This window comes from Rhodococcus coprophilus NBRC 100603 (assembly GCF_001895045.1).
GTDB lineage: Bacteria > Actinomycetota > Actinomycetes > Mycobacteriales > Mycobacteriaceae > Rhodococcus > Rhodococcus coprophilus.
In genome coordinates this window covers 299,358-323,585 of record NZ_BDAM01000010.1, presented here as the reverse complement: position 1 = coordinate 323,585, position 24,228 = coordinate 299,358, and the positions used below count along the sequence as shown (strand labels likewise).

The 24,228-nt window shown below is 66.7% G+C and carries 22 protein-coding genes; 14 read left to right on the top strand and 8 right to left on the bottom strand.

All coding sequences use genetic code 11. The features are described from left to right. Positions 1 to 6: 6 nt before the first annotated feature. From RDCOP1_RS17990 to trmB, 3 genes are read right to left on the bottom strand one after another with little or no spacing between them, the layout of a single operon-like run. Positions 7 to 3,477, bottom strand: coding sequence for an MMPL family transporter (locus RDCOP1_RS17990; RefSeq protein WP_072703454.1), 3,471 nt, complete (start codon positions 3,475 to 3,477; stop codon positions 7 to 9). Between the two features lie 8 nt (positions 3,478 to 3,485). Continuing rightward, complete coding sequence (locus RDCOP1_RS17985) at positions 3,486 to 4,193, bottom strand: NYN domain-containing protein (RefSeq protein ID WP_072703451.1); 708 nt, start codon at positions 4,191 to 4,193, stop codon at positions 3,486 to 3,488. Then, positions 4,190 to 4,906 (bottom strand): tRNA (guanosine(46)-N7)-methyltransferase TrmB, encoded by a 717-nt coding sequence (trmB, locus tag RDCOP1_RS17980; RefSeq protein WP_371836834.1) that lies wholly within the window; start codon positions 4,904 to 4,906, stop codon positions 4,190 to 4,192. The genes RDCOP1_RS17985 and trmB overlap by 4 nt, the downstream gene beginning before the upstream one ends. A 273-nt stretch (positions 4,907 to 5,179) precedes the next feature. Here trmB and RDCOP1_RS17975 point away from each other — a divergent pair, with 273 nt between their 5' ends. The 7 genes from RDCOP1_RS17975 to RDCOP1_RS17945 all read left to right on the top strand — a co-directional run bounded on the left by RDCOP1_RS17975 (position 5,180) and on the right by RDCOP1_RS17945 (position 12,885). Continuing rightward, positions 5,180 to 5,773 carry a hypothetical protein gene (locus RDCOP1_RS17975; RefSeq protein WP_239537274.1) on the top strand — a complete coding sequence of 198 codons (594 nt, stop codon included), beginning with the start codon at positions 5,180 to 5,182 and terminating at the stop codon, positions 5,771 to 5,773. Further along, the gene (locus RDCOP1_RS17970; RefSeq protein ID WP_072703447.1) at positions 5,770 to 7,239 is read left to right on the top strand and encodes a hypothetical protein; all 1,470 of its coding nucleotides are present in this window, start codon (positions 5,770 to 5,772) and stop codon (positions 7,237 to 7,239) included. The genes RDCOP1_RS17975 and RDCOP1_RS17970 overlap by 4 nt, the downstream gene beginning before the upstream one ends. Further along, the gene (locus RDCOP1_RS17965) at positions 7,239 to 7,598 is read left to right on the top strand and encodes a DUF6802 family protein (RefSeq protein ID WP_072703445.1); all 360 of its coding nucleotides are present in this window, start codon (positions 7,239 to 7,241) and stop codon (positions 7,596 to 7,598) included. The genes RDCOP1_RS17970 and RDCOP1_RS17965 overlap by 1 nt, the downstream gene beginning before the upstream one ends. Positions 7,599 to 7,879: 281 nt before the next feature. Continuing rightward, the gene (locus tag RDCOP1_RS17960) at positions 7,880 to 9,712 is read left to right on the top strand and encodes a phosphoenolpyruvate carboxykinase (GTP) (protein ID WP_072703443.1); all 1,833 of its coding nucleotides are present in this window, start codon (positions 7,880 to 7,882) and stop codon (positions 9,710 to 9,712) included. A gap of 246 nt (positions 9,713 to 9,958) precedes the next feature. After that, positions 9,959 to 10,891 carry a cysteine synthase A gene (gene cysK, locus RDCOP1_RS17955; RefSeq protein WP_072703441.1) on the top strand — a complete coding sequence of 311 codons (933 nt, stop codon included), beginning with the start codon at positions 9,959 to 9,961 and terminating at the stop codon, positions 10,889 to 10,891. Positions 10,892 to 10,898: 7 nt separating this feature from the next. After that, on the top strand, positions 10,899 to 11,477 hold the full coding sequence (gene epsC / locus RDCOP1_RS17950; protein WP_072703850.1) for a serine O-acetyltransferase EpsC: 579 nt from the start codon (positions 10,899 to 10,901) through the stop codon (positions 11,475 to 11,477). A gap of 100 nt (positions 11,478 to 11,577) precedes the next feature. Next, entirely contained in the window at positions 11,578 to 12,885 is a 1,308-nt protein-coding gene (locus RDCOP1_RS17945) for an amidohydrolase family protein (protein WP_072703439.1), read from the top strand. Here the strand turns inward: RDCOP1_RS17945 and RDCOP1_RS17940 are convergent, their stop codons facing one another. Next, positions 12,886 to 13,479 carry a helix-turn-helix domain-containing protein gene (locus RDCOP1_RS17940; RefSeq protein ID WP_072703437.1) on the bottom strand — a complete coding sequence of 198 codons (594 nt, stop codon included), beginning with the start codon at positions 13,477 to 13,479 and terminating at the stop codon, positions 12,886 to 12,888. A 289-nt stretch (positions 13,480 to 13,768) separates the two neighbouring features. On the opposite strand from RDCOP1_RS17940, the gene RDCOP1_RS17935 reads away from it, so the two are divergent. From RDCOP1_RS17935 to RDCOP1_RS17910, 6 genes are read left to right on the top strand one after another with little or no spacing between them, the layout of a single operon-like run. Beyond that, positions 13,769 to 14,896 carry an amidohydrolase family protein gene (locus RDCOP1_RS17935; RefSeq protein ID WP_231922883.1) on the top strand — a complete coding sequence of 376 codons (1,128 nt, stop codon included), beginning with the start codon at positions 13,769 to 13,771 and terminating at the stop codon, positions 14,894 to 14,896. Continuing rightward, positions 14,893 to 15,696: an ABC transporter ATP-binding protein gene (locus tag RDCOP1_RS17930; protein WP_072703432.1), complete on the top strand. Its 804-nt coding sequence runs from the start codon at positions 14,893 to 14,895 to the stop codon at positions 15,694 to 15,696. The genes RDCOP1_RS17935 and RDCOP1_RS17930 overlap by 4 nt, the downstream gene beginning before the upstream one ends. Continuing rightward, positions 15,693 to 16,571, top strand: coding sequence for an ABC transporter permease (locus tag RDCOP1_RS17925; RefSeq protein ID WP_072703429.1), 879 nt, complete (start codon positions 15,693 to 15,695; stop codon positions 16,569 to 16,571). The genes RDCOP1_RS17930 and RDCOP1_RS17925 overlap by 4 nt, the downstream gene beginning before the upstream one ends. 40 nt (positions 16,572 to 16,611) lie before the next feature. Then, positions 16,612 to 17,778, top strand: a complete 1,167-nt coding sequence (locus tag RDCOP1_RS21620; RefSeq protein ID WP_072703426.1) for a substrate-binding domain-containing protein — start codon at positions 16,612 to 16,614, stop codon at positions 17,776 to 17,778. Continuing rightward, entirely contained in the window at positions 17,775 to 19,070 is a 1,296-nt protein-coding gene (locus tag RDCOP1_RS17915; RefSeq protein ID WP_072703423.1) for an FAD-binding oxidoreductase, read from the top strand. Before RDCOP1_RS21620 ends, RDCOP1_RS17915 begins: the two co-directional genes overlap by 4 nt. Then, positions 19,067 to 19,861 (top strand): creatininase family protein, encoded by a 795-nt coding sequence (locus RDCOP1_RS17910; RefSeq protein ID WP_072703420.1) that lies wholly within the window; start codon positions 19,067 to 19,069, stop codon positions 19,859 to 19,861. Before RDCOP1_RS17915 ends, RDCOP1_RS17910 begins: the two co-directional genes overlap by 4 nt. A 68-nt stretch (positions 19,862 to 19,929) precedes the next feature. Here the strand turns inward: RDCOP1_RS17910 and RDCOP1_RS17905 are convergent, their stop codons facing one another. Further along, positions 19,930 to 21,378 carry an aldehyde dehydrogenase gene (locus RDCOP1_RS17905; RefSeq protein WP_072703417.1) on the bottom strand — a complete coding sequence of 483 codons (1,449 nt, stop codon included), beginning with the start codon at positions 21,376 to 21,378 and terminating at the stop codon, positions 19,930 to 19,932. Between the two features lie 243 nt (positions 21,379 to 21,621). Between RDCOP1_RS17905 and RDCOP1_RS17900 the strand changes: the two genes are divergently transcribed. Continuing rightward, positions 21,622 to 22,023 carry an Rv0313 family protein gene (locus RDCOP1_RS17900; RefSeq protein WP_072703414.1) on the top strand — a complete coding sequence of 134 codons (402 nt, stop codon included), beginning with the start codon at positions 21,622 to 21,624 and terminating at the stop codon, positions 22,021 to 22,023. 3 nt (positions 22,024 to 22,026) lie between these two features. Here RDCOP1_RS17900 and RDCOP1_RS17895 read toward each other — a convergent pair whose 3' ends face one another. From RDCOP1_RS17895 to RDCOP1_RS17885, 3 genes are all read right to left on the bottom strand, one after another. Continuing rightward, positions 22,027 to 22,455 carry a CBS domain-containing protein gene (locus RDCOP1_RS17895; RefSeq protein WP_072703411.1) on the bottom strand — a complete coding sequence of 143 codons (429 nt, stop codon included), beginning with the start codon at positions 22,453 to 22,455 and terminating at the stop codon, positions 22,027 to 22,029. 81 nt (positions 22,456 to 22,536) lie between these two features. Further along, positions 22,537 to 23,424, bottom strand: a complete 888-nt coding sequence (locus RDCOP1_RS17890) for an ROK family protein (RefSeq protein ID WP_072703408.1) — start codon at positions 23,422 to 23,424, stop codon at positions 22,537 to 22,539. 40 nt (positions 23,425 to 23,464) lie between these two features. Further along, a complete protein-coding gene (locus RDCOP1_RS17885; RefSeq protein ID WP_072703405.1) occupies positions 23,465 to 24,220 on the bottom strand; it encodes a class I SAM-dependent methyltransferase in 756 nt (251 codons plus the stop codon). Positions 24,221 to 24,228: the final 8 nt, after the last annotated feature.

The window sequence follows — 24,228 nt, the reverse complement described above, 5'->3', positions numbered from 1 at the left end:
CCCTGATCAGGGACGGCGCCGGCGTGCGATCAGTTCGCTGACACTGATCGGACGCCCGGCGTCGTCGCTGTGCCTGCTGCCCTGCGGATCGTCCGGATCGACCGGGTGGTCGGCCTCCGGATCGGTCGGGGCCTCCGGCGATCGTCCGGCGGGCCGGGGCGGCCCCGCCGGTCGTGCCGATGGTTGCTGGGCATTCTGACCGGGCTGCGGCCGCGGTTGTGGGTTGGGCGGTTGTTGCGGGTACGGCCCGCCTCGGGGATATTGCCCGGCTTGCGGACGTGCCCCGTCCTGGGGGCGAGGTCCGGCCTGTGGGCGAGGTCCGACTTGGGGGCGAGGTCCGACCTGCGGGCGAGGTCCGGCCTGGGGACGTGGCCCGTCCTGGGGGCGAGGCCCGACTGGGGGACGTGGCCCGTCCTGTGGGCGTGGCCCTTCCTGAGGACGCGCTCCTTCCTGAGGACGCGCTCCTTCCTGAGGGCGAGGTCCGGTGTGAGGACGTGGCCCGGCCTGGGGGCGAGGTCCGGTCTCCGGCGGGCGGTGCGCGGACTGCCCCGCTCCGGGAGCGGTTCGTCGCAACTGCGACAGCCAACTCTCGATCGCCTGCGGATCCCGGGCCCGGTCGGCACCCGTCGACGGGTCCCCGTGGGGCTGCGATCCGCCGGCGCCCAGCCGGCCGGGTGAGTCCCCGACCGGACTCGGCTCCGCGGGGGACGGTCGCACGAAGTTCTGGGGCAACGGCGGCGGAACATCGCCGCGCCGACGCCGGGGGAGCGGGGGCATGGCAGCCGTCGGCGGCTGGGAAGCCGCGGAGGGCCGTCCCTGAGGCGGCTGCACCTGCGTCGGATCTACTCCCTCTGCTTCCCGTCGTTGCGGCATCTGCGACCGCTGGTTCGGATTCTGGTCCGGGGGCCCCACGGGACGGCGCTGCGGCATCGGCGGAACCTGGTGCTCGTCTGCGGGGCCCTGCGCGCGGCGCTGGGGTGGTACCTGCTGCGCCCGTCCGTCGACCGGTTGCGCGGCGCGCGGCAACGGACGGCCGTCGGCTGTGCGGTTGCGGGCGTCGGGACCCTGCTGGTCCGGACGGGGCCGCTGTGCGGCGGGACGAGGTACCGGACGGCCGGGACCCTGCCGCCGCGGTTGCGGCGTGAGGTCGCGGAACTTGCGTTGCTCGGCCGCCGGTCGCGGAGCGGCGATCTTGGGCAGCGGCTGCGTCATGTCCGCGGCTTCCCCGAATATGCCGGCGGGGAATCGATGCGAACCGGTTGCCGACACGGTCGCGGGACCGAACATCCCGACGGTGATCAGTTCGGGCACGTCCTCGGGCATCAGTTCGTCGGCGAGGATCGGTTCGGCGAGGCCGGCCTTCTCCTGGATGCGTTTCATCCATGCCGGTGCCCACCAGCAGTCGTCGCCGAGCAACTTCATCACTGCCGGCACGAGGAACATGCGGATGACGGTCGCGTCGATGACCAGAGCGGCGATCATGCCGTAGGCGATGTACTTCATCATCACGAGTTCGGAGAACGCGAACGCGCCGGTGACGACGATGAGGATCAGCGCGGCCGCGGTGATGATGCGGCCGGTGTGCGAGGTACCCACCCTGATCGATTCGGTGGTGCTGGCGCCCTGCGCTCTCGCTTCCACCATCCGGGAGAGCAGGAACACTTCATAGTCCGTCGACAGCCCGTACACGATCGCGATGATCAGCACGAGCACCGGAGACATGATCGGCCCCGGAGTGAAGTTGAGCAGGTCCGCGCCGTTGCCGTTGATGAAGATCCAGGTGAGGATGCCGAGCGTCGAGCCGAGACCCAGTGCACTCATCAACACGGCCTTGATCGGCAGCACCAGCGATCCGAACGCCAGGAACATCAGCACGATCGTGAGCGAGACGACCACCAGCACCATCAGCGGCAGCGTGTCGAGCAGCGCCGCGATCGAATCCTGCTCGATGGCCGGGGTGCCGCCGACGAGCACTTGGACGCCTTCGGGCCACTCCGCGGAATGCAGATAGTCGATGGTCGGGGAGGTCTCGTTGCGGTCCGTGAGCCCTGCCTTCAGGACGCGCACGCCGTCCTTCGCCGGACCGGTGATGGTGAACTTCTCGACGAGGCCCGGTGCGCCGTTCGCCGTCTCCATGATCTTGTTCAGATCGCCGCCCTCGGCGCCCTGGATCACCAGGCGCACCGGTTCGGCGCGCTGACCCGGGAACAGTTCGTCGAACTGCTCCTGCGCGACTCGCGTCGGATGGTCGGGTGGGAGGTACGTCTCGTTGATGCCGCCGAATTTGATGCCGGTCAGCGGCATGATCAGCAGCAGCAGTCCGATGACCGTCGGGATGGTCACCTTCATCGGGTTGAGCATCACCCAGCGGGTCAGCCGTCCGATGAAGCTGTTCTCGACCTGTTCGTTCGACTGGATCTGGCCGAACTTCTTCATCCCGAACTTGTCGATGCGCTTGCCGAGGATGCCGAGGATGGCGGGCAGGACGGTCACCGACAGCAGTGCGGCGAGCGAGATCGCGGCGATCGCACCGTAGGAGACGGACTTGAGGAAGCCCTGGGGGAACAGGAGAAGACCGCCGAGGCTGGTGACGACCATCGTCGCCGAGAAGATGACGGTGCGACCGGCTGTCATGACGGTGCGCCGCACGGCCGCGGGAGTGTCGTAACCCTCGGCGAGTTCTTCCCGGAAGCGCGACACCATGAACAGCCCGTAGTCGATCGCCAGACCCAGGCCGATGAGCGAGACGACCGGCGCGACGAACGAGTTGACCTCGGTGAAGTTCGTGATCAACCGAACGACGCCGTTTGCGGCGACGATCGTCAGACCGCCGGTGATCAGCGGCAACGCGGCGGCGATGACGCCACCGAACACGAAGAACAGGAGGATGCCGACGGCGGGGATCGCGAGGATCTCCATGCGCTTGATGTCGTTGGCCATCGTGTCGTTGAGCGCACCGGAGATGGGCTGGAGGCCGGCGAGCTGAACGTCGACGCCGTCGATGTAGAACTTGTCCTTGACGTCGCGGAAGTTCCCGGTCAGTTCCGTGTCGTTCGCGCCGGCGATCGCGACGGACGCGATGGCGTGCTGCCGGGATTCGTCGGCCAGGCTCGGGAGCGACGGGGCGGTGTCTGTGGGCCAGTACGCGCCGTTGATCTTGAGGATGTGTTCGGGATTCTCCGAGACGAGCGCGTTGAGGCTGTCGCTGACCTTCGCTGCGAACTCGGGGTCGTCGACGGTCTTGCCTTCGGGTGCGGTGTACAGAACCAGCACGTCACCGTTGGTGTCGCGGCCGAACGTCCCGTCTGCCAGTTTCGCCGCGGCGACGGACTGTGAACCGGGATCGTCCCAGCCGCTCTGGCTGAGATGGTCGTTCAGGCTCAGTCCGTACCCGGCGAGCCCGAGCAGCGCCGCAACCATCACCGCAATCACGGTGAAGCGCGCGCGATAGACGAGCTCTCCCCAACGGTCGAACACTGGATCTCCTATTCGGCGACGCTCTTGCGGCCCACGAGGAGGGCGGACAGCGGTCGGAACGGCTGCAACCAGGCACCTTCGTCGGGAAGCGATTCGAGGCTGACGCGGGGCAGCGGTTCACGGAACACGCCGGGGATGTCTTCGAGATCGACGAAGTCGAGGATCTCGGACGTCACCGCCCAGCTGGCGTGCTCACGGAAACCCAGCACCTGCACCGCGATGCCCGCGGCGGCCAGTTCTTCGAGCGGTTCACGGAAGGCCTGCCCGTCCGCCGACGCCACCATGACACCGGCGAGACCTTCGCGCCGACGCAGCTCGATGTGCTCGAGCATATCGGAGTCGACGTCACTGTCCTCGTCGATCTTGGGCTTGGCGAACACCGCGAAACCCACGTTGCGCAGGGCTTCCACCCACGGGCGCACCACGTCGGCGCTGCCCGGGGCGATGTTGGTGAACACCGTCGCCTCGGGTTCGAGCGGCGCGCCGACCCGACGGGACAGGTCGGCGGTGCGGCCGAGAAGCCAGCGGCCGAGGGCGTCGAACCGGGGGCGGTACGCCGCGGTGGGGCGGCCACCGAGGATCGCGCCGAGACCCATATCCAGATTGGGAGCGTCCCACACGAGAAGGACACGACCGGGCTGGTCGCTGCCGCCGACAGGACCGCTCTCGATTGCGGTGGGGTCGGTCATATCGGACAGCTCTTCGTGGACACTCATGCTCCGATCTTCCCCCAGACCATTTCGGAGATTGTGCTGCCCACCTGGTGGGCCTTCCCCTCGAACTTCGTCACGGGCCGCTCGAGGCTGATCGGCGACTCTCCGGAGAGGGGCTTCAGCAGCGGTTCGGCGTCTCCCGTTTCGCGGATCGCTTCGGCGTATTCGGCGTGGTCGGTGGCGACATGAAGCACACCACCGGGCACGAGACGATCGGCGATCAGGGAGAACGTCGGTGCCTGGAGCAGCCGGCGCTTGTGGTGCCGAGCCTTCGGCCACGGGTCCGGAAAGAAGACCCGCACTCCGGTCAGCGACCCGGGAGCAACCATCTTCTCGAGCACCTCGACGGCGTCGCCCCGGAGGATGCGGACGTTCGTGACCGGGGAGTCGGTGTCGAGGGTGCGTTCGATGCGCTGCAGCGTCTGAGCGAGGCCGGGGCGGTAGACCTCGACGGCGATCAGATTCACGCCTGGCTCGGCGCGCGCCATCGAGACGGCGGCGGTTCCCGTTCCCGACCCGATCTCGAGCACCACGGGGGCGGACCGGCCGAACCACGCGTCGATATCGAGCTGGTCGTCGCCGACGTCCCGGCCGAGCTGCGGCCACAGCCGGTCCCAGGTCTGCTGCTGGGGTTCGGTCAGCGCGCCCCGGCGGGACCGGAAGCTCGTGACCCTCGGGTACAGGCGATTACCGCGGTTGGGCTGCTCGTCGAGCATCTCGGTGGTGTCTTGATCGGCGTCGTTCACCCGACCATTGTCACGTATCCGGCGAGTGGGTGGCAGGAGTGACGGAAGGGACCACAGTGTTTTCTCAGGCTCACACCGGGATTTTTAGGGTTCGGGAGCGGTTTTCCCGGGCTTTCGTGCCGTTTTCCGGCTCCGCGTCGCATTTCTTCGCCTCTCGAGTCGCTCACTTTCTCAGAATTGCGTCGCGCCTTACCCCTGCGCGACGTCGTGTGTTCTGACACAATCCCGGCCGACGATCGGGGGATGTCGATGACGGGGGACCTCTGGGACCGGCTCGCGGTGGAGGTGGAGAAACTCGACGGCGTGGCAGGCCGCGCGGTGCACGCGGCGGTTCGCGAACGTGCCGCGCCCTTGCGGATCCAGGTGGCCGGCCGGGCGGGCACCGGCCGACGGTCCGTGGAGAACATCGTCACTGCGTCGGTCGGAGCCGACTCCGCCGCCGAAGTCACCGGCGTGGTGGTCGACGCGCCGGGAGAAACCGACCCGGCGTTCGACGGCGATGTCGTCGTCTACGTGCTGCCGATCCGTCTCGATCCCGCGTCGGTGCATCCCGCCGACCGGTCTGCGCTCGCCCGCATCGACGCCCGACGCCTCGTAGTTGTCGCCGGCGGACCGGGCGAACAGGCCGATCAGATCGCCGCGACCCTCGGCATCGGGGTCTTCACTGTCGACGATCCTGCGCTGCCCGACGCTGTGGCAGCGCGTCTGGCCGCCGCGTTCGCCCACCGCGACGAGTACCTCGTGCGGACGGTCGCGGGAATCGCCGCCGTCCCTGCGGCCCGCGACCTGATCGAAGCGGCGATCGACGCTGCGAGCACGTCACGCGAGGTCGCATGACGACCGGTGCCGACGAAGTCGTGCGCCGATGGAATCCGCACGGTTGGGCGCGGCTCCACGAGCCGGCATCACCGGTCGTGCGGGTCGTCGGCGTCTCTGGGTCGGGTGCCGGGGCGCTTTGCGACGAACTCGGGCAGATCGGGGGCGTGGGGATCGTGCGCGACGGGCCGGCCGCGGTGGCGCTCGTCGTGTTCGACGCGTCGGCGGTGATCGGGCGCACCGAACTGGAGTTGCTCGCCGCAACAGCGCTCACCGCGACCGAGGTGGTGTGCGTCCTGACGGGAATCGACCGGTATCCGGCGTGGCGCCCGATCCGCGACCGCGACGTGGACCTGCTGCACCGCCACGCGACCTTTCTCGAGCGGATCACCTTTTTGCCGGTGTCGGTGCAAACGTCGCGACGCGCCCGCGAGATCGGGGGTGATGCCGGTTCGGTACTTCTGATCGAAGCGGGCATCACCGAACTGCGTGACGTCCTCGCCGCGGCGGTCGATGCCGCGACCGACACCCGGCGGGCACGCCGCGCCGTCCTGGCGCACACACAGCGCATGATTCGCGACGAGATGGAGGCGCTGCGGGCGGACGAGGACGACGACACCGCCGACCTCCGCGCCGAGCGAAATCGACTCGCGGCGTCACCCCTGCCCGTAGTCCCGGCGGCGGAACTGCCGCGAGTGCGCGTCGAGTTGCTCCAGGACGTCGCGCGCGAGATCCGGGGTGTGGTGGCCGCGATGCGCGACGTGCTCGACGACACCGTGTGCGTTGCCGACGACGTCGCCGCGGCGTTGGACGCGCATCTCCAGGGGGTGCGCGCCCGCGTCGTCGCGAATCTCGCCTCGCGGACGGACTCGGACCGCCGGGGTATCGACTCATCTCTCCCGGACACCGACCTCTCCCCGCTGCCGGACGCGGGGCGGGCTCTCGAGGACCGGCTGACCATGGTGCTCGGCGCATCGGCGGGCGCGGGGCTGGGACGGCTGCTGGTCACGCCGTTCGGCGACATTCCCGCTTCGGCGGCGGTGGCCGTCGCACTCGGCGGTGCGATACCCGCAGCGTGGTGGCTCGTCCACGTGCGCCGGCGCATCGCTCACCGCGAGCGAGTCCGCCGGTGGGTGGGCGAAGAACTGGCAACCGCACGTGCCGAACTCGAGGCGTGGGTGCGCACCCGTACCTACGAACTGGAATCACAGGCGGTAGCGGCTGCCCGGAGTGCGCACGACGCGCGCACCGCTCGGAGGCGGGAGCGCTTCGGCGCCCTCGACGACGAGATCGGGCGGCTCATCGGCGAGCGGCGCGCGCGGATCACGGCGTGCGAGAGGGACCTCGCAGCGCTCGGGCGGGCCGGCGAACTCGGGCAGGCCGGCGAAACGGGTAGGAACGGGGAACCGGGAGGGCGCGCCGTGCGTCGAACCGGTCAGGAGAGCGAGTCGGTGAGCGACGACCGTGCACGGGTTCGGGGGATCTGATGATGGAGACATTTCCGGGCGGCGACGGCTCGGGCACGGTGGTGCCCGATGAGTTCGACCCGGTGGCGGCGGCCGTCTGGGCGGACGAAGCGGTGCCGACCGCCGATCTGGACGGCGACGGGATCTTCGACACCGTCGTCGCCGACAGTGCGGTGGCCGACCGGGGCATCTTCGCGAGCGGAGGCTTGGTGGTCGCCACCGACACCGATCTCGACGGGCACACCGACAGGCTCACGGCGATCGAGGACGACGGGCAGTACGGCGTGTGGGAACTCCATCGCGAGCTCGATGGAACCACCCGCTGGACGTGTGTCGACCAAGGTAATCTCGAGGACGTAGATCACGAAAGGAACGGGTAAGTGAGCCGTGTCCGTCTGTACGAGGGGGGTAGGTGAAGGTATTCTGCGCGCTCTCTGAATCGTTCATGTGATATTTCCGACCGGCCCCGAGTGTTACCGGTAGGACATCCACAGTTAGCCTTTACCAATAGGACTTCCGGCGCCCGCTTCGCCGTCCGGCCACGGATGAAGCTGGTGGTACCCCTGCCGAGAGGGGAAAAGCCCGGGTCTGCCACTGTCCCTGCGCCATCGGCGCAGGTCGGGGGAGGGATCCGGTTCCGGGCACACCCCAGGAGAGTTTGATGACCTCAGCAACCATCCCCGGTTTGAACGGTACCGACGACAAGCTCCCGACCCAGCATGCCGAGCTGCTTGCCTGGGTCCGCGAGGTTGCAGAGCTCACCCAGCCCGATCGCGTCGTATGGGCCGACGGCTCCGACGAGGAGTGGGACCGGCTCACCGCGCAGCTGGTCGAGGCGGGAACGTTCACTCGTCTCAACGATGAGAAGAAGCCGAATTCTTTCCTCGCGAACTCCGATCCGTCGGATGTGGCGCGCGTGGAGTCCCGCACCTACATCTGCACCGAGAACGAGGTCGGTGCCGGCCCCACCAACAACTGGATGGCGCCCGACAAGATGCGCGAGATCATGACGGAGCTGTACCGCGGCAGCATGCGCGGCCGCACGCTCTTCGTGGTTCCCTTCTGCATGGGTCCCCTCGGCGCCGACGACCCGAAGCTGGGCGTCGAACTCACCGACTCCGAGTACGTCGTCGTCTCCATGCGCATCATGACCCGCATGGGCACCGCTGCTCTCGAGAAGCTCGGCACCGACCGGCCGTTCGTGAAGGCGCTGCACTCTGTCGGTGCGCCCCTCGAAGCAGGTCAGCAGGACGTCGCGTGGCCCTGCAACGACACCAAGTACATCACCCACTTCCCGGAGACCCGCGAGATCTGGAGCTACGGTTCCGGATACGGCGGCAACGCGCTCCTCGGCAAGAAGTGCTACTCGCTGCGTATCGCATCGGCGATGGCCCACGACGAGGGCTGGCTCGCCGAGCACATGCTCATCCTCAAGCTGATCTCGCCCGAGAACAAGCCGTACTACGTGGCCGCAGCATTCCCGTCGGCATGCGGCAAGACGAACCTCGCGATGATCCAGCCGACCATCCCGGGCTGGCGTGCCGAGACCCTCGGTGACGACATCGCATGGATGCGCTTCGGCGAGGACGGCCGCCTGTACGCGGTGAACCCGGAATTCGGTTTCTTCGGTGTCGCCCCGGGTACGAGCGCCGACTCCAACCCCAACGCGATGGCCACCATCGAGGCCGGCAACACCATCTACACCAACGTTGCCAAGACCGACGACGGCGACATCTGGTGGGAGGGCATCGGCGGCGAGACCCCGGCGCACCTGACCGACTGGCTGGGCAACGACTGGACCCCCGAGTCCGACACGAAGGCCGCGCACCCGAACTCGCGCTACTGCACCCCGATGTCGCAGTGCCCGATCCTTGCTCCCGAGTGGGACGACCCGCAGGGTGTGCCGATCTCGGCGATCCTGTTCGGTGGCCGCCGCAAGACCACTGTTCCGCTGGTGAGCGAGTCCTTCGACTGGCAGCATGGAACGTTCCTCGGTGCCACTCTGTCGTCCGAGCAGACGGCCGCCGCCGAAGGCAAGGTCGGCAGCGTGCGTCGCGACCCGATGGCGATGCTGCCGTTCCTCGGCTACAACGCCGGCGACTACCTCAACCACTGGATCAACCTCGGCAAGAACGCCGACGAGACCAAGCTCCCGAAGATCTTCTACGTCAACTGGTTCCGTCGCGGCGAGGACGGCCGCTTCCTGTGGCCCGGTTTCGGCGAGAACTCGCGCGTCCTGAAGTGGATCGTGGACCGTATCGAACACAAGGCCGACGCACAGTCCACGCCGATCGGGTACGTGCCGACCGCCGGCGACCTGACCCTCGACGGGCTCGACGTCGACGCCGCCGATGTCGACGAGGCACTGAAGGTCGATGTGGAGGAGTGGAAGCAGGAGCTTCCCCTCATCGAGGAGTGGTTCGAGTTCCTCGGCGAGAAGGTGCCCTCCGGCATCCGCGACGAGTTCGAGGCTCTGAAGCAGCGTCTCGGCTGATCGAACGAAGCACGACGAATGCCGCTGTCCGGAAGGACGGCGGCATTCGTCGTATCCGGGGACGGGAACCCGCGCTCCGATGCGGACCTCGACGGAATCCTCGCTTCCCGCGGGAATACGACGACTAGCGGATACGTTCGTACTTCATTGGGACCTCCGCGTCTGCACGCGACGACGGGATGGTGCAATAGACCACAAAGCTGGATCGACAAGGGCCGCGGCAGTGGCCACGAGGAGGACTCCGCCATGGGGATCTACAACAACGTCACCGAGCTGGTCGGCCGGACGCCGATCGTGCGGCTGAACCGGCTCACCGAAGACGCCGGCGCCACCGTCGCCGCGAAGCTCGAGTTCTACAACCCGGCCAACAGCGTCAAGGACCGCATCGGTGTCGCGATCATCGATGCCGCGGAAAAGTCGGGCGAGCTCAAGCCCGGCGGCACGATCGTCGAGGGCACGTCCGGCAACACCGGCATCGCGCTCGCGATGGTCGGTGCTGCGCGCGGCTACAACGTCGTCCTCACGATGCCCGAGACGATGTCCACCGAGCGTCGCGTCATGCTCCGCGCCTACGGTGCCCAGATCGTCCTCACCCCGGGTTCCGAGGGCATGAAGGGCGCGGTCGCCAAGGCCGAGGAGATCGTGGCGAACACGGAGAACGCGGTCCTCGCGCGCCAGTTCGGCAATCCGGCCAACCCGGCGATCCACGAGCGCACGACCGGTGAAGAGGTCTGGAACGACACCGACGGCGCCGTCGACATCTTCGTCGCGGGCATCGGTACCGGCGGCACCCTCACGGGCGTCGGCCGCGCCCTCAAGGCACGCAAGCCCGATGTGAAGATCGTCGGTGTCGAGCCCGCCGATTCGCCGATCCTCACCGGCGGTGAGCCCGGACCGCACAAGATCCAGGGCATCGGTGCGAACTTCGTGCCCGACGTTCTCGACCGCGAGATCTACGACGAGATCATCGACGTCAAGTTCAACGACGCCATCGACGTCGCCCGCCGGCTGGGCACCGAGGAAGGCATCCTCGGCGGCATCTCGGCAGGCGCCAACGTGTGGGCTGCCCTCGAGATCGCGAAGCGTCCTGAGAATGCGGGCAAGCTGATCGTCGTCGTCGTGCCCGACTTCGGAGAGCGCTACATCTCGACCCCGCTGTTCGAGCACATCCGGGACTGATTCCGTGCTGGCTATCCTCCGGACCGTTCGAGAGGATCTGCAGGCTGCGCGCGGCCAGGATCCGGCCGCGCGCAGCAACGCGGAGAATGCACTCGTCTACTCCGGCCTCCACGCGATCTGGTCCCACCGGGTCGCGCACCGGATGTGGGCGGTACCTGCCCTGCGTGGGCCCGCACGGGTGCTCGCGCAGTTGACCCGGTTCCTCACCGGCATCGAGATCCACCCGGGCGCGACCATCGGGCGGCGCTTCTTCATCGACCACGGGATGGGCGTCGTCATCGGTGAAACGGCCGAGATCGGTGACGACGTCATGCTGTACCACGGGGTGACGCTCGGCGGTCGCTCGCTTCTCAAGGAGAAGCGGCATCCCACGTTGGGCAACCGTGTCACCGTCGGCGCCGGGGCGAAGATCCTCGGACCCGTAGTCGTCGGGGACGACAGCGCCATCGGAGCCAATGCGGTTGTCACACACGACGTGCCGGCGGATTCGATCGCAACCGGCATTCCGGCGACCGTTCGCTCGCGTCGGCAGCACGAGCCGCTCGTGGATCCGACGACCTTCATCGATCCCGCGATGTACATCTGACCGCAGCTCCGTGGGGCGCCGATTGCGCCCTACGGAGCTCGCGTCGGCATCGAATCATGTTCGCCGCGCGCGGTATTGCCGACGCTAGTACGGTGACTGCATGTTGAGCCTCACCGGAGCAGAGCGACTCCTTCTCGGGCCCGCGGGTGAGGGCTCCGGAGACCTCCACTGCGCGGACGGCGTCATTGTCGAGGACGCGGTGCAGGGTGCCGAGGTACTGGACGTGTCCGGCTGTGTCGTCACGCCGGGTTTGGTCAATGCTCACCATCATCTGTTCCAGACGGCATTCCGCACGATTCCTGGAACGCGTGGGGTTCCGATGGCGGAGTGGCTGCCCACCATGGCCGCGGCATACGAGTCCACCGGCACCGATCCGGAGTTGGGCGCTGCCGCTGCGCGCGCCGGACTCGCGGAAGCTCTGTTGTGTGGCGTCACCACTGTCGCGGATCATCATCTGACTTGGCCCGCGGGTCGTACCGCGGCATCGACCGTAGAATTCGCCGACGCGGTACGCGGAGCAGCCGAGGAACTTCACGTACGACTGGTGTTCGTGCGCGGAAGCGCCAAGGACGACCCGTATGCGGCCGGAGAGTCGGCGGAAGCGATTGCCGCACATTGGTTCACAGTCGGTGACGGAGGGGTGACGAAGGACGGCATGGTGCAGTTGGCCGTCGGCCCGGCCGGAGTGCACAGTGATTCGCGCGAGACGTTCGACGCCCTTGCGGCGGTAGCTGCGAAGTACGGCCTGCGCCGCCGCACACAGGCCAACGAACAGGTCGACGTGGCGGTCGCTCAGGAGCGTTACGGTCGCCGGCCGATCGAGCTGCTCGACGAGTGGGGGTGGCTTGCGCCCGATGTGACCCTCGCCCATTTGTGTGACCTGACGGACGTGGAGATCACGCGACTCGCAGCTGCCGGTGTGTCGGCAACCCATGCGCCGGGATGCGACCTGCCGATGGGGTGGGGCATCGCGCCGGTTGCGGCGTTGCTGGATGCCGGTGTCGTCGTGGGCCTGGGTACGAGTGGCGGCGGCAGCAACGATGCCGGGCACCTCCTCGCCGATGCGCGACTTGCGATGCAGGTGGCACCCCTGGTGGGTCGGCCGATACCGGCTCGTGAAGTCCTGGCGGCGGCCACATCCGGTGGAGCCGCAGGCTTGGGACGGCCCGAGTTGGGCACTCTCGAGGTCGGTGCGGCGGCGGACCTTTGTGTCTGGGACGTTGCGGGGGTGGCCGACGTAGGAGTTGCCGACCCGGTTGCAGGGTTGCTGTGGGCTGCGCCCGGCCGCAGGCCCCGGCACGTCGTGGTCGCGGGCAGGGTGGTGGTCCGTGACGGCGAGTTGGTCTCTGGCGACGAGCGGGAGATCGTGGGTTCTCTGCGGAAGTTGTTGGCCGACCGAACGCCTTGATCAGTGTCCGTTGTGGATTCGTTGCTTCACGACCAGGAGCCGATAGCCGGGTTCGTCCGATTCCGATGCCCACCAACGATGCGGTGTCCCGCCGCGGTAGTACAGCGAATCGCCTGGGGACAGCCGGTGACAGCCCTCGTCTCTGAGTTCAACTGTTACGAAACCGGATGCAACATAGAGGAACTCGTCTTCGGGATGTGAGAAGTACGTGCCGGCGGTTGTTTCGGTACCGACGTACTCCAGGGGATGGAAGACGCTGTCGTGCGGGACCAGCATGCGCGCGTGTCCACCAGCTGCGGGGACGGCAGGGCCCTCGTCGGCGCGCAGCACCCTGGTCTCGAAGCCGGGCGTGAGCACGAACTCGGGTTCGGAGGCGGCTGCCATCAGCGCGGGTTGGGTGCTGTCGAGTGCGCGGGCGATTCGATCGAGCGACGGCATGCTCGGACGGGTCAGGCCGCGTTCGAGCTGACTCAGAAACGAGTGGGTCAGGTGGGTGCGCTCTGCCAGCTGCACGAGAGTCAACCCCTGAGCACGCCTGAGTCGTCGGATCTGCCGACCGAGCCGGACCGACTGTTCGTCGACGACACGCGTCACGGAAACCTCCTACGAATCGGGTCCCCGTGCCGTCGGCGAGTGTTACAAGATCGTCGCACGCCTTCATCCAGGGGAAACGCCTGGCCTCTACCTTAACTCGATGTAACCAGCACTTACATTTGGGGCGCTGGCACTCGTCGAACGGAGGATCCGCGTGGACGAAAGCCGAGCACACGGACGCGAAGTGGCGGTTCTGCGGCGGGCAACCACCGCCGACGGTTCTCGCGTCGACGTACACATGTCCGGGGGGACCGTTACCGCGGTTGTACCGGCGACGCCTGAAGCTGTAGTGGCCGATGACCTCGATCTCGACGGTTACCTGCTTCTTCCGGCGCCGGCCGAACCGCATGCGCACCTGGACAAAGCGCTGTCCTGGAACGAGATCCGTCCCCCCATGGGCGACCTTGCATCTGCCATCACGGCCTGGAGAGACTACAGCGCACAGCTCACCGTGACCGGAGTCGCAGCGCGCGCCCGACGTGCCGCACTGTCGTTGCTGGCCAACGGAACCACCGCGGTCCGGACACACGTCGACCTCCTTCCCGGGCCGGAACCCCTGCGCGGCGTCCACGCACTCCTGCAGGTTCGTGAGGAGCTGGCGAGCGTCATGGACATTCAACTCACCGCGCTCACTCCACACGACGTGGGTGACGAGATCGTCGAAGAAGCAATCGATCTCGGCGTCGACTTTGTCGGCGGGAGTCCCCACCACGCCCCCGATCCGAGCGCGACCCTGCAGCGGCTGCTGTCGATCGCGAAACGGCGTGGGGTGGGCGTGGACATGCACACCGACGAGCAACTCGATCCGAATGTGCTCACCCTCCTGGAACTCGCGGAAACGGTGCGCGGGTGGCCCGACGACATTCCGGTGACCGCGGGACACTGCGTGAGTCTGGGCACCGTCGATCCGGGAGTGCGGGCACACGTGATCGAGGCCGTCCGCGCGACCGGCATCGGGATCGTTGCGCTCCCGATCACCAATCTCTACCTCCAGGGTTGGGGGCATCCGGTGGCGACTCCCCGGGGTCTCACGCCGGTGCGAGCTCTTCTCGATGCCGGCGTCCGCGTAGCGGGCGGAGCCGACAACGTCAGGGATCCCTTCAATCCCCTCGGTCGGAGCGACGCGCTCGAGACCGCCATGTTGCTGGTCACCGCGGGACATCTGACCACCACCGAGGCCTACGAGGCGGTAAGCACTTCGGCGCGCGACATCATGTCGTTGCCTCTGGCAGGTGTAGCGGTAGGTGCTCAGGCGGATTTCCTCGCCATTCGAGCGCACGACCTCGACGAAGCAGTCGCCGAAGCGCCTTCCTCTCGACATGTCCTGCATCGTGGGCGGCTCGTCGCCACTTCGGTCGTCAGCAGTTCGGTACACGTCCCTCTCGCAGCATCCCTCGAATCGGAGGTTCGCTCATGAGCATCGCAACAGTCCTCGCCACCCGAAGCCGACTGCCCTCTCCGGTCCCGGCCGGAGTGGAAGTAAGGAGGCATGGAGTTGAATTCGACTCTGTTACCAAGAGATTTGCTACCGGGACACTGGCTCTCGACAATGTGAGCCTGGTGGCGGCTCCTGGTGAGTTCGTCACCGTCGTCGGCCCGTCCGGATGTGGCAAGTCGACGCTGCTGCGCCTCGCGGCCGGGCTCAGTGAACCAACTGCCGGAACCGTGCGTATGGGCGGCGCTCGCCTGGGTTACGTGTTCCAGGAGGCGACGTTGTTGCCGTGGCGCAGTGTCCGCGCGAACGTCGAACTGACAGGGGAGTTGCGGGGCGTTCCGCGCGCAGTGCGCCGTCGCAAAGCCCAGGAAGCAATCGATCTCGTGGGCCTCACCGGTTTCGAGAAGCAGCTCCCGGGTCAGTTGTCCGGGGGCATGCGCATGCGTGTCTCGATCGCTCGGGCGTTCGCAGGCGATCCTGACCTCATGTTGTTCGACGAGCCATTCGGAGCTCTCGACGAGATCACTCGGCTCACGATGCAGGTCGAGCTCCAACGCATCGTCGCGCAGTCTGGAGTGACCGGGCTCTTCATCACACATTCGGTGTCCGAAGCGGTCTATCTGTCCACCCGCGTCGTGGTGATGTCTGCACGTCCCGGCCGTATCGTCGCCGAGATCGATGTGCCGTTCGCGTATCCGCGTCCACCGGAACTGCGCTACGAACAATCGTTCACCGACATCACAGCTGCGGTTTCGACCGCTCTGGAAGGCGGCCACCGATGAGTACCCTTCTGGAGTCCCCACGCCCTCCCCTGCTCGTCCCGGAAGCCGGCTCGACGGCGGGTCGGCCGCGGGAATTGTTGCGGCACAAAGTACTGTCTGCGGTTCCCGCAATCGTGACCCTTATTCTGGCGGTGTCCGCCTGGTACGCAGTGAGTTATCTCGTATTCCCACCCGAGCGCAGGTTCCTGTTGCCTCCGCCGCACCGGATCGTGCAGGTCTCTCTGCTCGATTTCGAGCATCTCGGCCCGATGTTGCGAGCTTTGTGGCTCACAGCCCAAGTCTCCATGGTGGGACTCCTCGTAGCTTGTGTGCTCGGGATCGGGTCGGCGATCCTGATGAGCCGCACCAAATGGCTCGAAAGCGCGCTCTACCCTTACGCAATCATCCTGCAAACCGTCCCGATTCTGGCGATCGTCCCGCTGATCGGTCTCTGGTTCGGCTACGGATTCTTCTCGCGCACAGTCGTATGTGTGATCATCGCGCTCTTTCCGATGATCTCGAATACGTTGTTCGGACTGACCTCCACCGAGAAGAGCATGCACGACCTGTTCACCATGAACTCTGCGTCGTCGTGGCATCGGCTGGTCAAATTGCAGCTCCCGGGTGCTCTCCCGTCGATCTTTGCCGGTTTGCGTATCTCGTCCGGACTCGCTGTCATCGGTGCGGTGGTGGGGGACATGTTCTTCACCCAGGGCCAGGCAGGAATCGGAACCCTGCTGACCACATACCGGGCTCGGCTCCAGACCGAGGACCTCTATGCGGCGATCGGACTGTCCTCGCTCTACGGCATCACGGTGTTCCTCGTCGTCACCGCACTGACCAAGGCCGCGATCGGTTCTTGGCATTCGTCGGTGCGGTCGAACACCGCCGACTGACCCTCGACCCTGCTTTCTCACTCACCATCGGAGGCATTCTGTGCGATCGACACGCTCGATTCCGGTCCTCGCGACCATAGTCCTGTCCACCGCGGTGCTCGGTGCATGCGGAAGTTCGGAAACCGGCACGACGGAGACCGTCTCTCTCGAACCCGCCGCAGCAGATCAGGCACTGTCCGGGATATGTCCGGATGTGATCGGCATTCAGATGGATTGGGAACCGGAAGCCGAACACGGCCCGCTCTACAATCTGGTAGGACCCGACTACACCGTCGATACCGCCGGCAAGAGTGTGACCGGCACTCTCGTTGCCGATGGCAAGGACACCGGGGTGGCGGTGAACGTCCGTGCCGGCGGTCCGGCCATCGGATTCCAATCGGTCTCGTCCCAGCTGTACGTCGACGACGACCTGATGCTCGGCACGATCACCACCGACGGGGCCATCTCTGCTTCGCAGAGCCAGCCCGTGATCGCGGTGGCGGCCCTGATGAAGAAGAGTCCCCAGATCCTGATGTGGGATCCGGAAACTTATCCCGACTGGAAGACCCTCGGCGATATCGGCAAGTCCGACGCGACCGTGGTGGTGAACCAGGGCAACGTCTTCGGACCGATGCTCGTGAGCAGGGGGCTCTTGAAGGCAGACCAGCTCGACAACAGCTACGACGGTGCGCCGGCCCGGTTCGTTGCCGACCCTACGATCGTGCAGCAGGGGTACGCGACCGCCGAGCCGTACACATACGAGAACGAAGTCGGAGCTTGGGGCAGGCCGATCGCCTCGGCCCTTATCGCAGACGAGGGTTATGTCGTATATCCCCAGGCGATTTCGGTTCGTGCCGACAAGCTTGCCGAGCACGAGGCATGTCTTGCGAAGCTCGTGCCGATCATTCAGCAGTCGACTCTCGACTACGTCGCCGACCCCTCCAGGGCAAATGCAATCATCACCGACATCGTCACGCAGTACAACGACGGCTGGGTTTACTCCGAAGGGGTGGCCGAATACGGCGCGACCCAGTTGAAGGAGCAGGGCTTCATGGGGGCCGAACCGGGCCTCGCCGTCGGACAATTCGACATCGCTCGGATTCAGGAAACGATCGACACGTTCGTTCCGATCCTTCAGCAATCCGGGGCGTCGATCAAGGCCGACATCACACCGGACGACATCGCCACGAACCAGTTCGTCGACACCTCGATCGGAGCGGAACTGTGACCTCGGTTCTCCAATCCCGTCTCGACGTCTTCACCAGCAAGCTTCGGGTGCTCGTGGGCGCCGACTGCGTGAGTACCGACTTGGCGGCCCGTCGGAAAGCCTCCGCCGACTGGGCGAAGATGTCACCGATTCTCGAAGCTCAACTCCCTCTCGGACTCGCCGATCTCGTGGTGTATCCGTCGTCTGCAGACCAGGTGGCGCCGATCGTCGCTCTGGCGGTGGAACATGCGGTCCCGGTGACGCCGCGAGGGAAAGGAACCGGGAACTACGGCCAGGCGATCCCGATGCGCGGCGGGCTCGTGGTCGACTTATCCCGTGCGACTGCGGTTCTCGAGATCGGGGACGGGTACCTAGTTGCCGAGGCCGGCGCCAAGATGACCACGCTCGAATCCGTCGCTCGCGATCACGGCCAGCAATTGTGGATGTACCCGTCGACCGGGGGGAGTTCTCTCGGAGGTTTTCTTGCTGGTGGTTCGGGCGGAACGGGCACTATCGCGCACGGGTCGAATATGGACGGGTTCGTGACCGCACTCGACGTTGCACATGCCGACGGCAGCAGTGAACTCGTATCCGTGTCCGGAGCGGAGGTGGATACCTATCTGCACGCGTACGGCGTCACGGGCATCCTGGCACGGGCGACGGTCAGGCTCGAACCACTCCAGGACTGGCGTGGATTGTTCTGCAGCTTCGAAACTTTCGAACAAGCTCTACCGATGGTGCGGGAATTGGGCCGTCTGTCGCCCCGTCCCCGCCTCGTCTCGGCCGATGTGCCGCAGGTGGTCGCCACACTGCCGCGCGATCGTGGGTACCCACACGGCCGCGCGAGCCTCCGCTCGATCATCGATGTGGAGGCCCTCGATACGGCGGTCGCCATGGTCGAGAATGCGGGCGGCCGAGTCGAGGACATCCGGCAAGGGCCTCAGACCGGAGCGAAACTGTCCTCTTTGTCGTACAACCATCCGACGTGGCATCTGCAGAGAACGGCTCCCGGAAAATACTTCCACGTGGAAGTCGGCGGCGACGCACTGGTCGACCGCTTTGCGGAGGTGAACCAGGTGTACGACGGATCGATGCTGCACATCGAGGCCGGCCACAGGGCGCCGATCGGCATGCTCAACGGGATCTACCACAGCCCGGAGCAGGTCTACGACGGCATCGACCGGCTACGGGAACTGGGGGTCGCTGTTCACAGCCCCCACCAGTGGTTCGTGGACCGTAACGTGGAAGCCGTCCGGGCGCACGCCGCACGTGTCGACCCGCACGGACTGCTCAATCCGGGCAAGCTCGTATGACGCGCAATCTGGCCGAGCTCTCGGGGCCTGCCGCAGGCGCAGTCCTCGCACGCGATTCGGTGATCGTCGTTCCGACCGGCGCGATCGAGCATCACGGTCCACATCTTCCTCTGGCAACCGATCTGATCGTTGCGGATGCGGTGGCCCGGAGTGCGGTCGAACGTGCGCATGCACGTGGCGTCGATGTGTGGCACCTGCCTCCACTGGCGTACACGAAGTCCGACGAGCACCACTGGGCGCCCGGAACAGTGTGGTTGTCGTGGGAAACGATGATGGCCACCGTGGTGGATATCGGGCGCTCGGTCGCGTCGACCCCTTGTCGTCGACTGGCTTTCTTCAACGGGCACGGTGGTAATTCGGCGCTGCTCCAGGTCGCCTGCCGGGAACTGCGCCGCCGCTTCGGACTGCAGACTTTCTTGCTCCATGCGTCCATGCCCGCGGATCAGGGTGGCGTATCGGTCGGTGACGAACTCGGGATGGGTGTACACGGCGGTGCGAAGGAATCGTCACTGATGTTGCATCTGCGTCCGGACTTGGTGGATATGTCTCTCGCAGAGCGCAGCGTCCCCGAACACCTCACGGAGTACCACTACGTCGGGTTCGGCAAGCCCGTGAGCTTCGGGTGGCTCAGCGACGACTTCGGCAGCCTCGGAGTGATCGGCGACCCGACGGCGGCGTCGGCTGAAGCCGGCGCAGCGCTGTTCGAAGGTGCTGTCGAATCGGCCACGGCTGCATTGGCAGAGGTCGCAGTGTTTCGGCCGAACGTCCGGGACGAAGCATTGCGGGGGTAGCACGAAGGGTGGCACCCGGTCTTTCGACCGAGTGCCACGCTTTTTGTTTCGCTGGACCCGGTTTCGGGTCAGTCCTGGTAACCGGGCGGGTAGAGCACGGACTTGGTCTCGCAGAACGCCTCGAGGCCTTCGGGACCGTTCTCGCGGCCGATGCCCGAATTCTTGTACCCACCGAACGGCGAGCCGGGATCGAATGCGTACCAGTTGATTCCGTACGTGCCGGTCCGGACGCGCGACGCGATGTCGAGGCCCTTCTCGACATCGGTGGTGTAGACCGATCCCGCAAGGCCGTAGTCGGAGTCGTTGGCGATCTGCACGGCTTCGTCGACACTGTCGTAGGGCAGGACGCACAGGACGGGGCCGAAGATCTCCTCGCGCGCGATCGTCATCGAATTGTCGACGTCGGCGAAAACGGTGGGTTCGACGAAGTAGCCCGTGTCGAGGCCCGCGGGGCGACCGCCGCCGAGGACGAGGCGGGCACCTTCTTCGAGGCCCTTGGCGATGTAACCCTCGACGCGTTCGCGCTGTTTGGCCGAGATCAGGGGACCGAGTTGTGCACCTTCGTCGGACGGCGGGCCGACGGGGAAGAAGGCGGCGGTGGCGACGATCTTCTCGACCACCTCGTCGTACCGGGACCGCGGCGCGAGGATGCGGGTCTGCCCGACGCAGGCCTGGCCCGTGTTCATCAGGCCCGACATCACGAGCATCGCGATGGTGGAGTCGAGATCGGCGTCCTCGAGGATGATGGCCGCGGACTTGCCACCGAGTTCGAGGGAGCAGCGCTTGAGATTGCGTGCGGCGATCTCGCCGATGTGCTTGCCGACGGCCGTCGAGCCGGTGAACGTGATCTTGTCGAGGTCGGGGTGCGAGACGAGGTATTCACCGGTCTCGGCGCCACCAGGCACCACGGACAGGACTCCTTCGGGAAGTCCGGCCTCCGTGAAGATTTCGGCGACGACGTTGACCGCGAGGGGCGATTCCGGTGCCGGCTTGAGGACGACGCTGCAGCCGGCGAGGAGGGCAGGTCCGAGCTTGTTGGCGCACAGGAACAACGGCACGTTCCATGCGATCACGGCTCCGACGACACCGACCGGTTCGCGGGTGACGCGCGAGCGGCCGAACGAACCGGTCCGCTCGTCCGTCCACTTGAACGAATCGGCAAGTCCTGCATAGTAGTTGAGCGTTGCGAGGGACGGCGTCATCTGCATCATCTGCACCGAGGCGGCGGGCTGGCCCATTTCGGACGAGACGAGCGACGCGATCTCGGCACCGCGTTCTTCGAGAAGTTTTGCGGCTTTCGCGATCACCCGGCCGCGCTCGGTCGGGGTCATGCGCGGCCACGGGCCGTCGTCGAACGCGCGACGCGCGGCGGCGACTGCTGCATCGACGTCCTTCGGCCCGGCGACGGGAACCGATCCGACGCGTGTCTCCGTCGCCGGGGAGAACACCTCGAGTTTCTCGTCGGTCGACGGTGCCACCCATTGGCCGCCGATGAACAACTTGTCGTAGTCGGTCATGTCCGCATCCTCACCAGTTGCTGGTTGCTCGTATACAAGGCAGGTTCGTGGTTCGGTACCGGCGTTCCGGCGGCCCCCGCCTGTGACCCCGAACACTAGAACAGGTTACAGGTTTTTGGGAAGGTTGAGGACGGGCGGTGGCGGGAACCCGGGGAGTTGACCACACTGGACAGTGCCCGGGGTCACGCGACGGGGTCCAGTGGCCGTGGCGCTCGGTCACGGGGCCAACGGCAGGAGAGAACAATGGCGGAGAACAACCCCTTCGGATTCGATCCCGACGACCTCGACCGAGTGGTCCGCGAGGCCGGTGAGGAGTTACGTCAGCTCAAGGACCGTGTGCTGTCGTTCCTCGACGCGCCGGAGCGACCCCGCACACCCCATAGTGCCCCCTCGCCCGAGACTACGGGCGAGACCGGCGCGGGCGTCTGGGTCGTCTACACCAGCGACGACGACGGAGTCGTGTATGTCGATCAGGTCTATCCGGCCGAACTCGACGCCCTGCGCGCACTCAAGGGCAACACCGATCCGACCAGGTCGGTGCGCTTCCTGCCCTACGGGATGAGCGTGAGCGTCCTCGATCGGCCCAAGAAGACAGCCACGGACGGTGACGACGAGCAGAGCGACGCCGAGAACTCGGACGGATAGTCGTCAACCTCGGTGGATGTACGACGCGAGCTGATCGCGTTCGTCCTGCAGTTCGTCGAGACGGCTCTTGACGATGTCACCGATACTGACGATCCCGACGAGGCGTCCGTCCTCGACGACCGGCAGGTGACGGACCCGTCTGTCGGTCATCGTCTCGGCCAGACTGTGGACGGTGTCGCTCGGGAGACACGTCGCCACCTCGGTGGTCATGAGGTTGCGCGCGGTGTCGGCGAGGATGGACGGTCCGCGGTGGTTGAGGCTGCGAACCACGTCTCGCTCGGTGATGATGCCGACCACCGCGTCGTTCTCGACCACGACCATGGCGCCGATGTTGTAACGCGCGAAATCGCCGAGCAACTCGCAGATCGGCGTTTCGGGTGGGACGGTGCACACGCCCGACCCCTTGTTCCGCAAAATCTCAGCAATCCGCATCCCGATACCGCCGATCGATCCGCTGGATGAGTGGTACGTCAGAGGGTAGGGCAGCGTCGAGGGCGAGCAGGGATTGGTTATCTAGTCGTGACCTGAGGCGAGCAGTGACGCGCCCGCGAGGGTGCCCAGCGCACCGAGTTCGGCGGGCACGATCTGCAACTCGCGCAAGAATCCGAGCCGGGCATGCCGCGACGCCGACGCCAGCATCGGCCGCCACAGGTGCGTACCGGACTGCGCGAAGCCGCCGCCGACCACGACACGAGAGATGTCCGTCAGGGCCGCGGCGGATGCAATGACCTGGCCCAACGCGGTTCCCGCGCGCTCGAGCGCGGCCGCGGCGACACCGATGCCGGCCTGGGCATCGGCAGCGAGCGCCGCACCGTCGGATCCTTCCCAGCCGTGCGCCCGCGCCCACCGAACCGCGGACGGCCCGCTCGCGACGGTCTCGACACAACCGACCCCTCCGCACGCACACACCGCGTTCCCGTACGCCGAGACCATGTGCCCGAGGTGTCCGGCATTGCCTGTGCGCCCGCCGACGATCCGGCCGCCGAGAACCAGCCCACCTCCGACCCCGGTACCGACGACCACGCCGAGCAGATCGGGCGCGCCGCGTCCGGCACCGAAGCGCTGCTCACCCAGGGTCGCGGCGGCACCGTCCATTGCCATGCGTACGCGGGCGCGCGGGAAGAGGCTGCGGACGGCATCGACCAGCGGGAATCCGGCGGCCCATTCGGCGATGTTGATCGGCGACACGGTGCCGTGCACGGCGTCGACCGGACCGGCCGCGGCGATCCCGACCGCCGTCACCGGTTCCGGGCCGGCGACGTCTCGCAGCAGTGCGGCGCACGAATTCCAGACACCCGTGGCGGGCACGGGCAAGGACTTCGGCTCGAGTGGTGTCGCGTCGTCGGCGACGATGGCCGCGGCAAGTTTCGTGCCGCCGACGTCGAGGGCCAGTGCGGTCATACCGCGACCCTAGGCGATGTGCGCCCGGTGCCCGCGCAGGTCACCGCCGCTGCATCACGAGAACCAGGTTGCTCACCAGGATTTCCCGCAGTCCCGGGACTTTCACGAGCCACCACGCCCACCGTGGGTGGTAGCGCGGAAACGCGGCGAGCAAGGTGCCGTCCGGGGTCGCCCGCGCCCAGCGCAGACCGTCGCTCGCACCCACCTCGAACAAGGAATGCCCGTATCTGTTCTTCGGTTCGCGTCCGTGCTTGCGGGCGTACCGCCGGGCCGCGTACTCACCTCCGAACGCGTGCCACGGTCCTGTCTCGTGACCGCCGAACGGACCCCACCACAACGTGTACGACAGCACCATCAGCCCGCCCGGCCGCGTCACGCGCAGCATCTCGTCGGCCATCACAAACGGCGCCGAGACGTGCTCGGCGACGTTGGACGAGAAGCACACGTCCACCGAACCGTCGCGCAGCGGCAACGCCAGTCCCGATCCACGGATCGCGCCACCCACTCGCAGTCCGGCCGCGTGCATCTCCGACGGATCCGGCTCGATCGGCACGTAACGCGACCCGACCGCGTGGAATGCGTCCGCGAAGTATCCGGGTCCGCCACCGACGTCGACGACCGTCGTGCCCGACAGTCCGGTGCCGGTGGCGCCGGTGTACAGATCCCCGATCAGATCGACCGTGTCGTGGGCGAGGCCGCCGTAGAACTTCTCGGGCGCAGTCTGCTCGAAACGGAAACTGCTCAGCAGGCCCACCGACCGACGCAGCGTCGCGCGTCGTGAGAAGAGCCGGGTCACGCGGGAGT

Bases quoted from the DNA above. Each gene is read 5' to 3' on its own strand.
- RDCOP1_RS17970 (WP_072703447.1), top strand. From the start codon at position 5,770: ATGACGACCGGTGCCGACGAAGTCGTGCGCCGATGGAATCCGCACGGT.
- cysK (WP_072703441.1), top strand. From the start codon at position 9,959: ATGGGGATCTACAACAACGTCACCGAGCTGGTCGGCCGGACGCCGATC.
- RDCOP1_RS17960 (WP_072703443.1), top strand. From the start codon at position 7,880: ATGACCTCAGCAACCATCCCCGGTTTGAACGGTACCGACGACAAGCTC.
- RDCOP1_RS17965 (WP_072703445.1), top strand. From the start codon at position 7,239: ATGATGGAGACATTTCCGGGCGGCGACGGCTCGGGCACGGTGGTGCCC.
- RDCOP1_RS17945 (WP_072703439.1), top strand. From the start codon at position 11,578: ATGTTGAGCCTCACCGGAGCAGAGCGACTCCTTCTCGGGCCCGCGGGT.
- RDCOP1_RS17895 (WP_072703411.1), bottom strand. From the start codon at position 22,455: ATGCGGATTGCTGAGATTTTGCGGAACAAGGGGTCGGGCGTGTGCACC.
- trmB (WP_371836834.1), bottom strand. From the start codon at position 4,906: ATGCTCGACGAGCAGCCCAACCGCGGTAATCGCCTGTACCCGAGGGTC.
- RDCOP1_RS17890 (WP_072703408.1), bottom strand. From the start codon at position 23,424: ATGACCGCACTGGCCCTCGACGTCGGCGGCACGAAACTTGCCGCGGCC.
- RDCOP1_RS17905 (WP_072703417.1), bottom strand. From the start codon at position 21,378: ATGACCGACTACGACAAGTTGTTCATCGGCGGCCAATGGGTGGCACCG.
- RDCOP1_RS17975 (WP_239537274.1), top strand. From the start codon at position 5,180: ATGTCGATGACGGGGGACCTCTGGGACCGGCTCGCGGTGGAGGTGGAG.
- RDCOP1_RS17930 (WP_072703432.1), top strand. From the start codon at position 14,893: ATGAGCATCGCAACAGTCCTCGCCACCCGAAGCCGACTGCCCTCTCCG.
- RDCOP1_RS17910 (WP_072703420.1), top strand. From the start codon at position 19,067: ATGACGCGCAATCTGGCCGAGCTCTCGGGGCCTGCCGCAGGCGCAGTC.
- RDCOP1_RS17925 (WP_072703429.1), top strand. From the start codon at position 15,693: ATGAGTACCCTTCTGGAGTCCCCACGCCCTCCCCTGCTCGTCCCGGAA.
- RDCOP1_RS17985 (WP_072703451.1), bottom strand. From the start codon at position 4,193: ATGAGTGTCCACGAAGAGCTGTCCGATATGACCGACCCCACCGCAATC.
- RDCOP1_RS17900 (WP_072703414.1), top strand. From the start codon at position 21,622: ATGGCGGAGAACAACCCCTTCGGATTCGATCCCGACGACCTCGACCGA.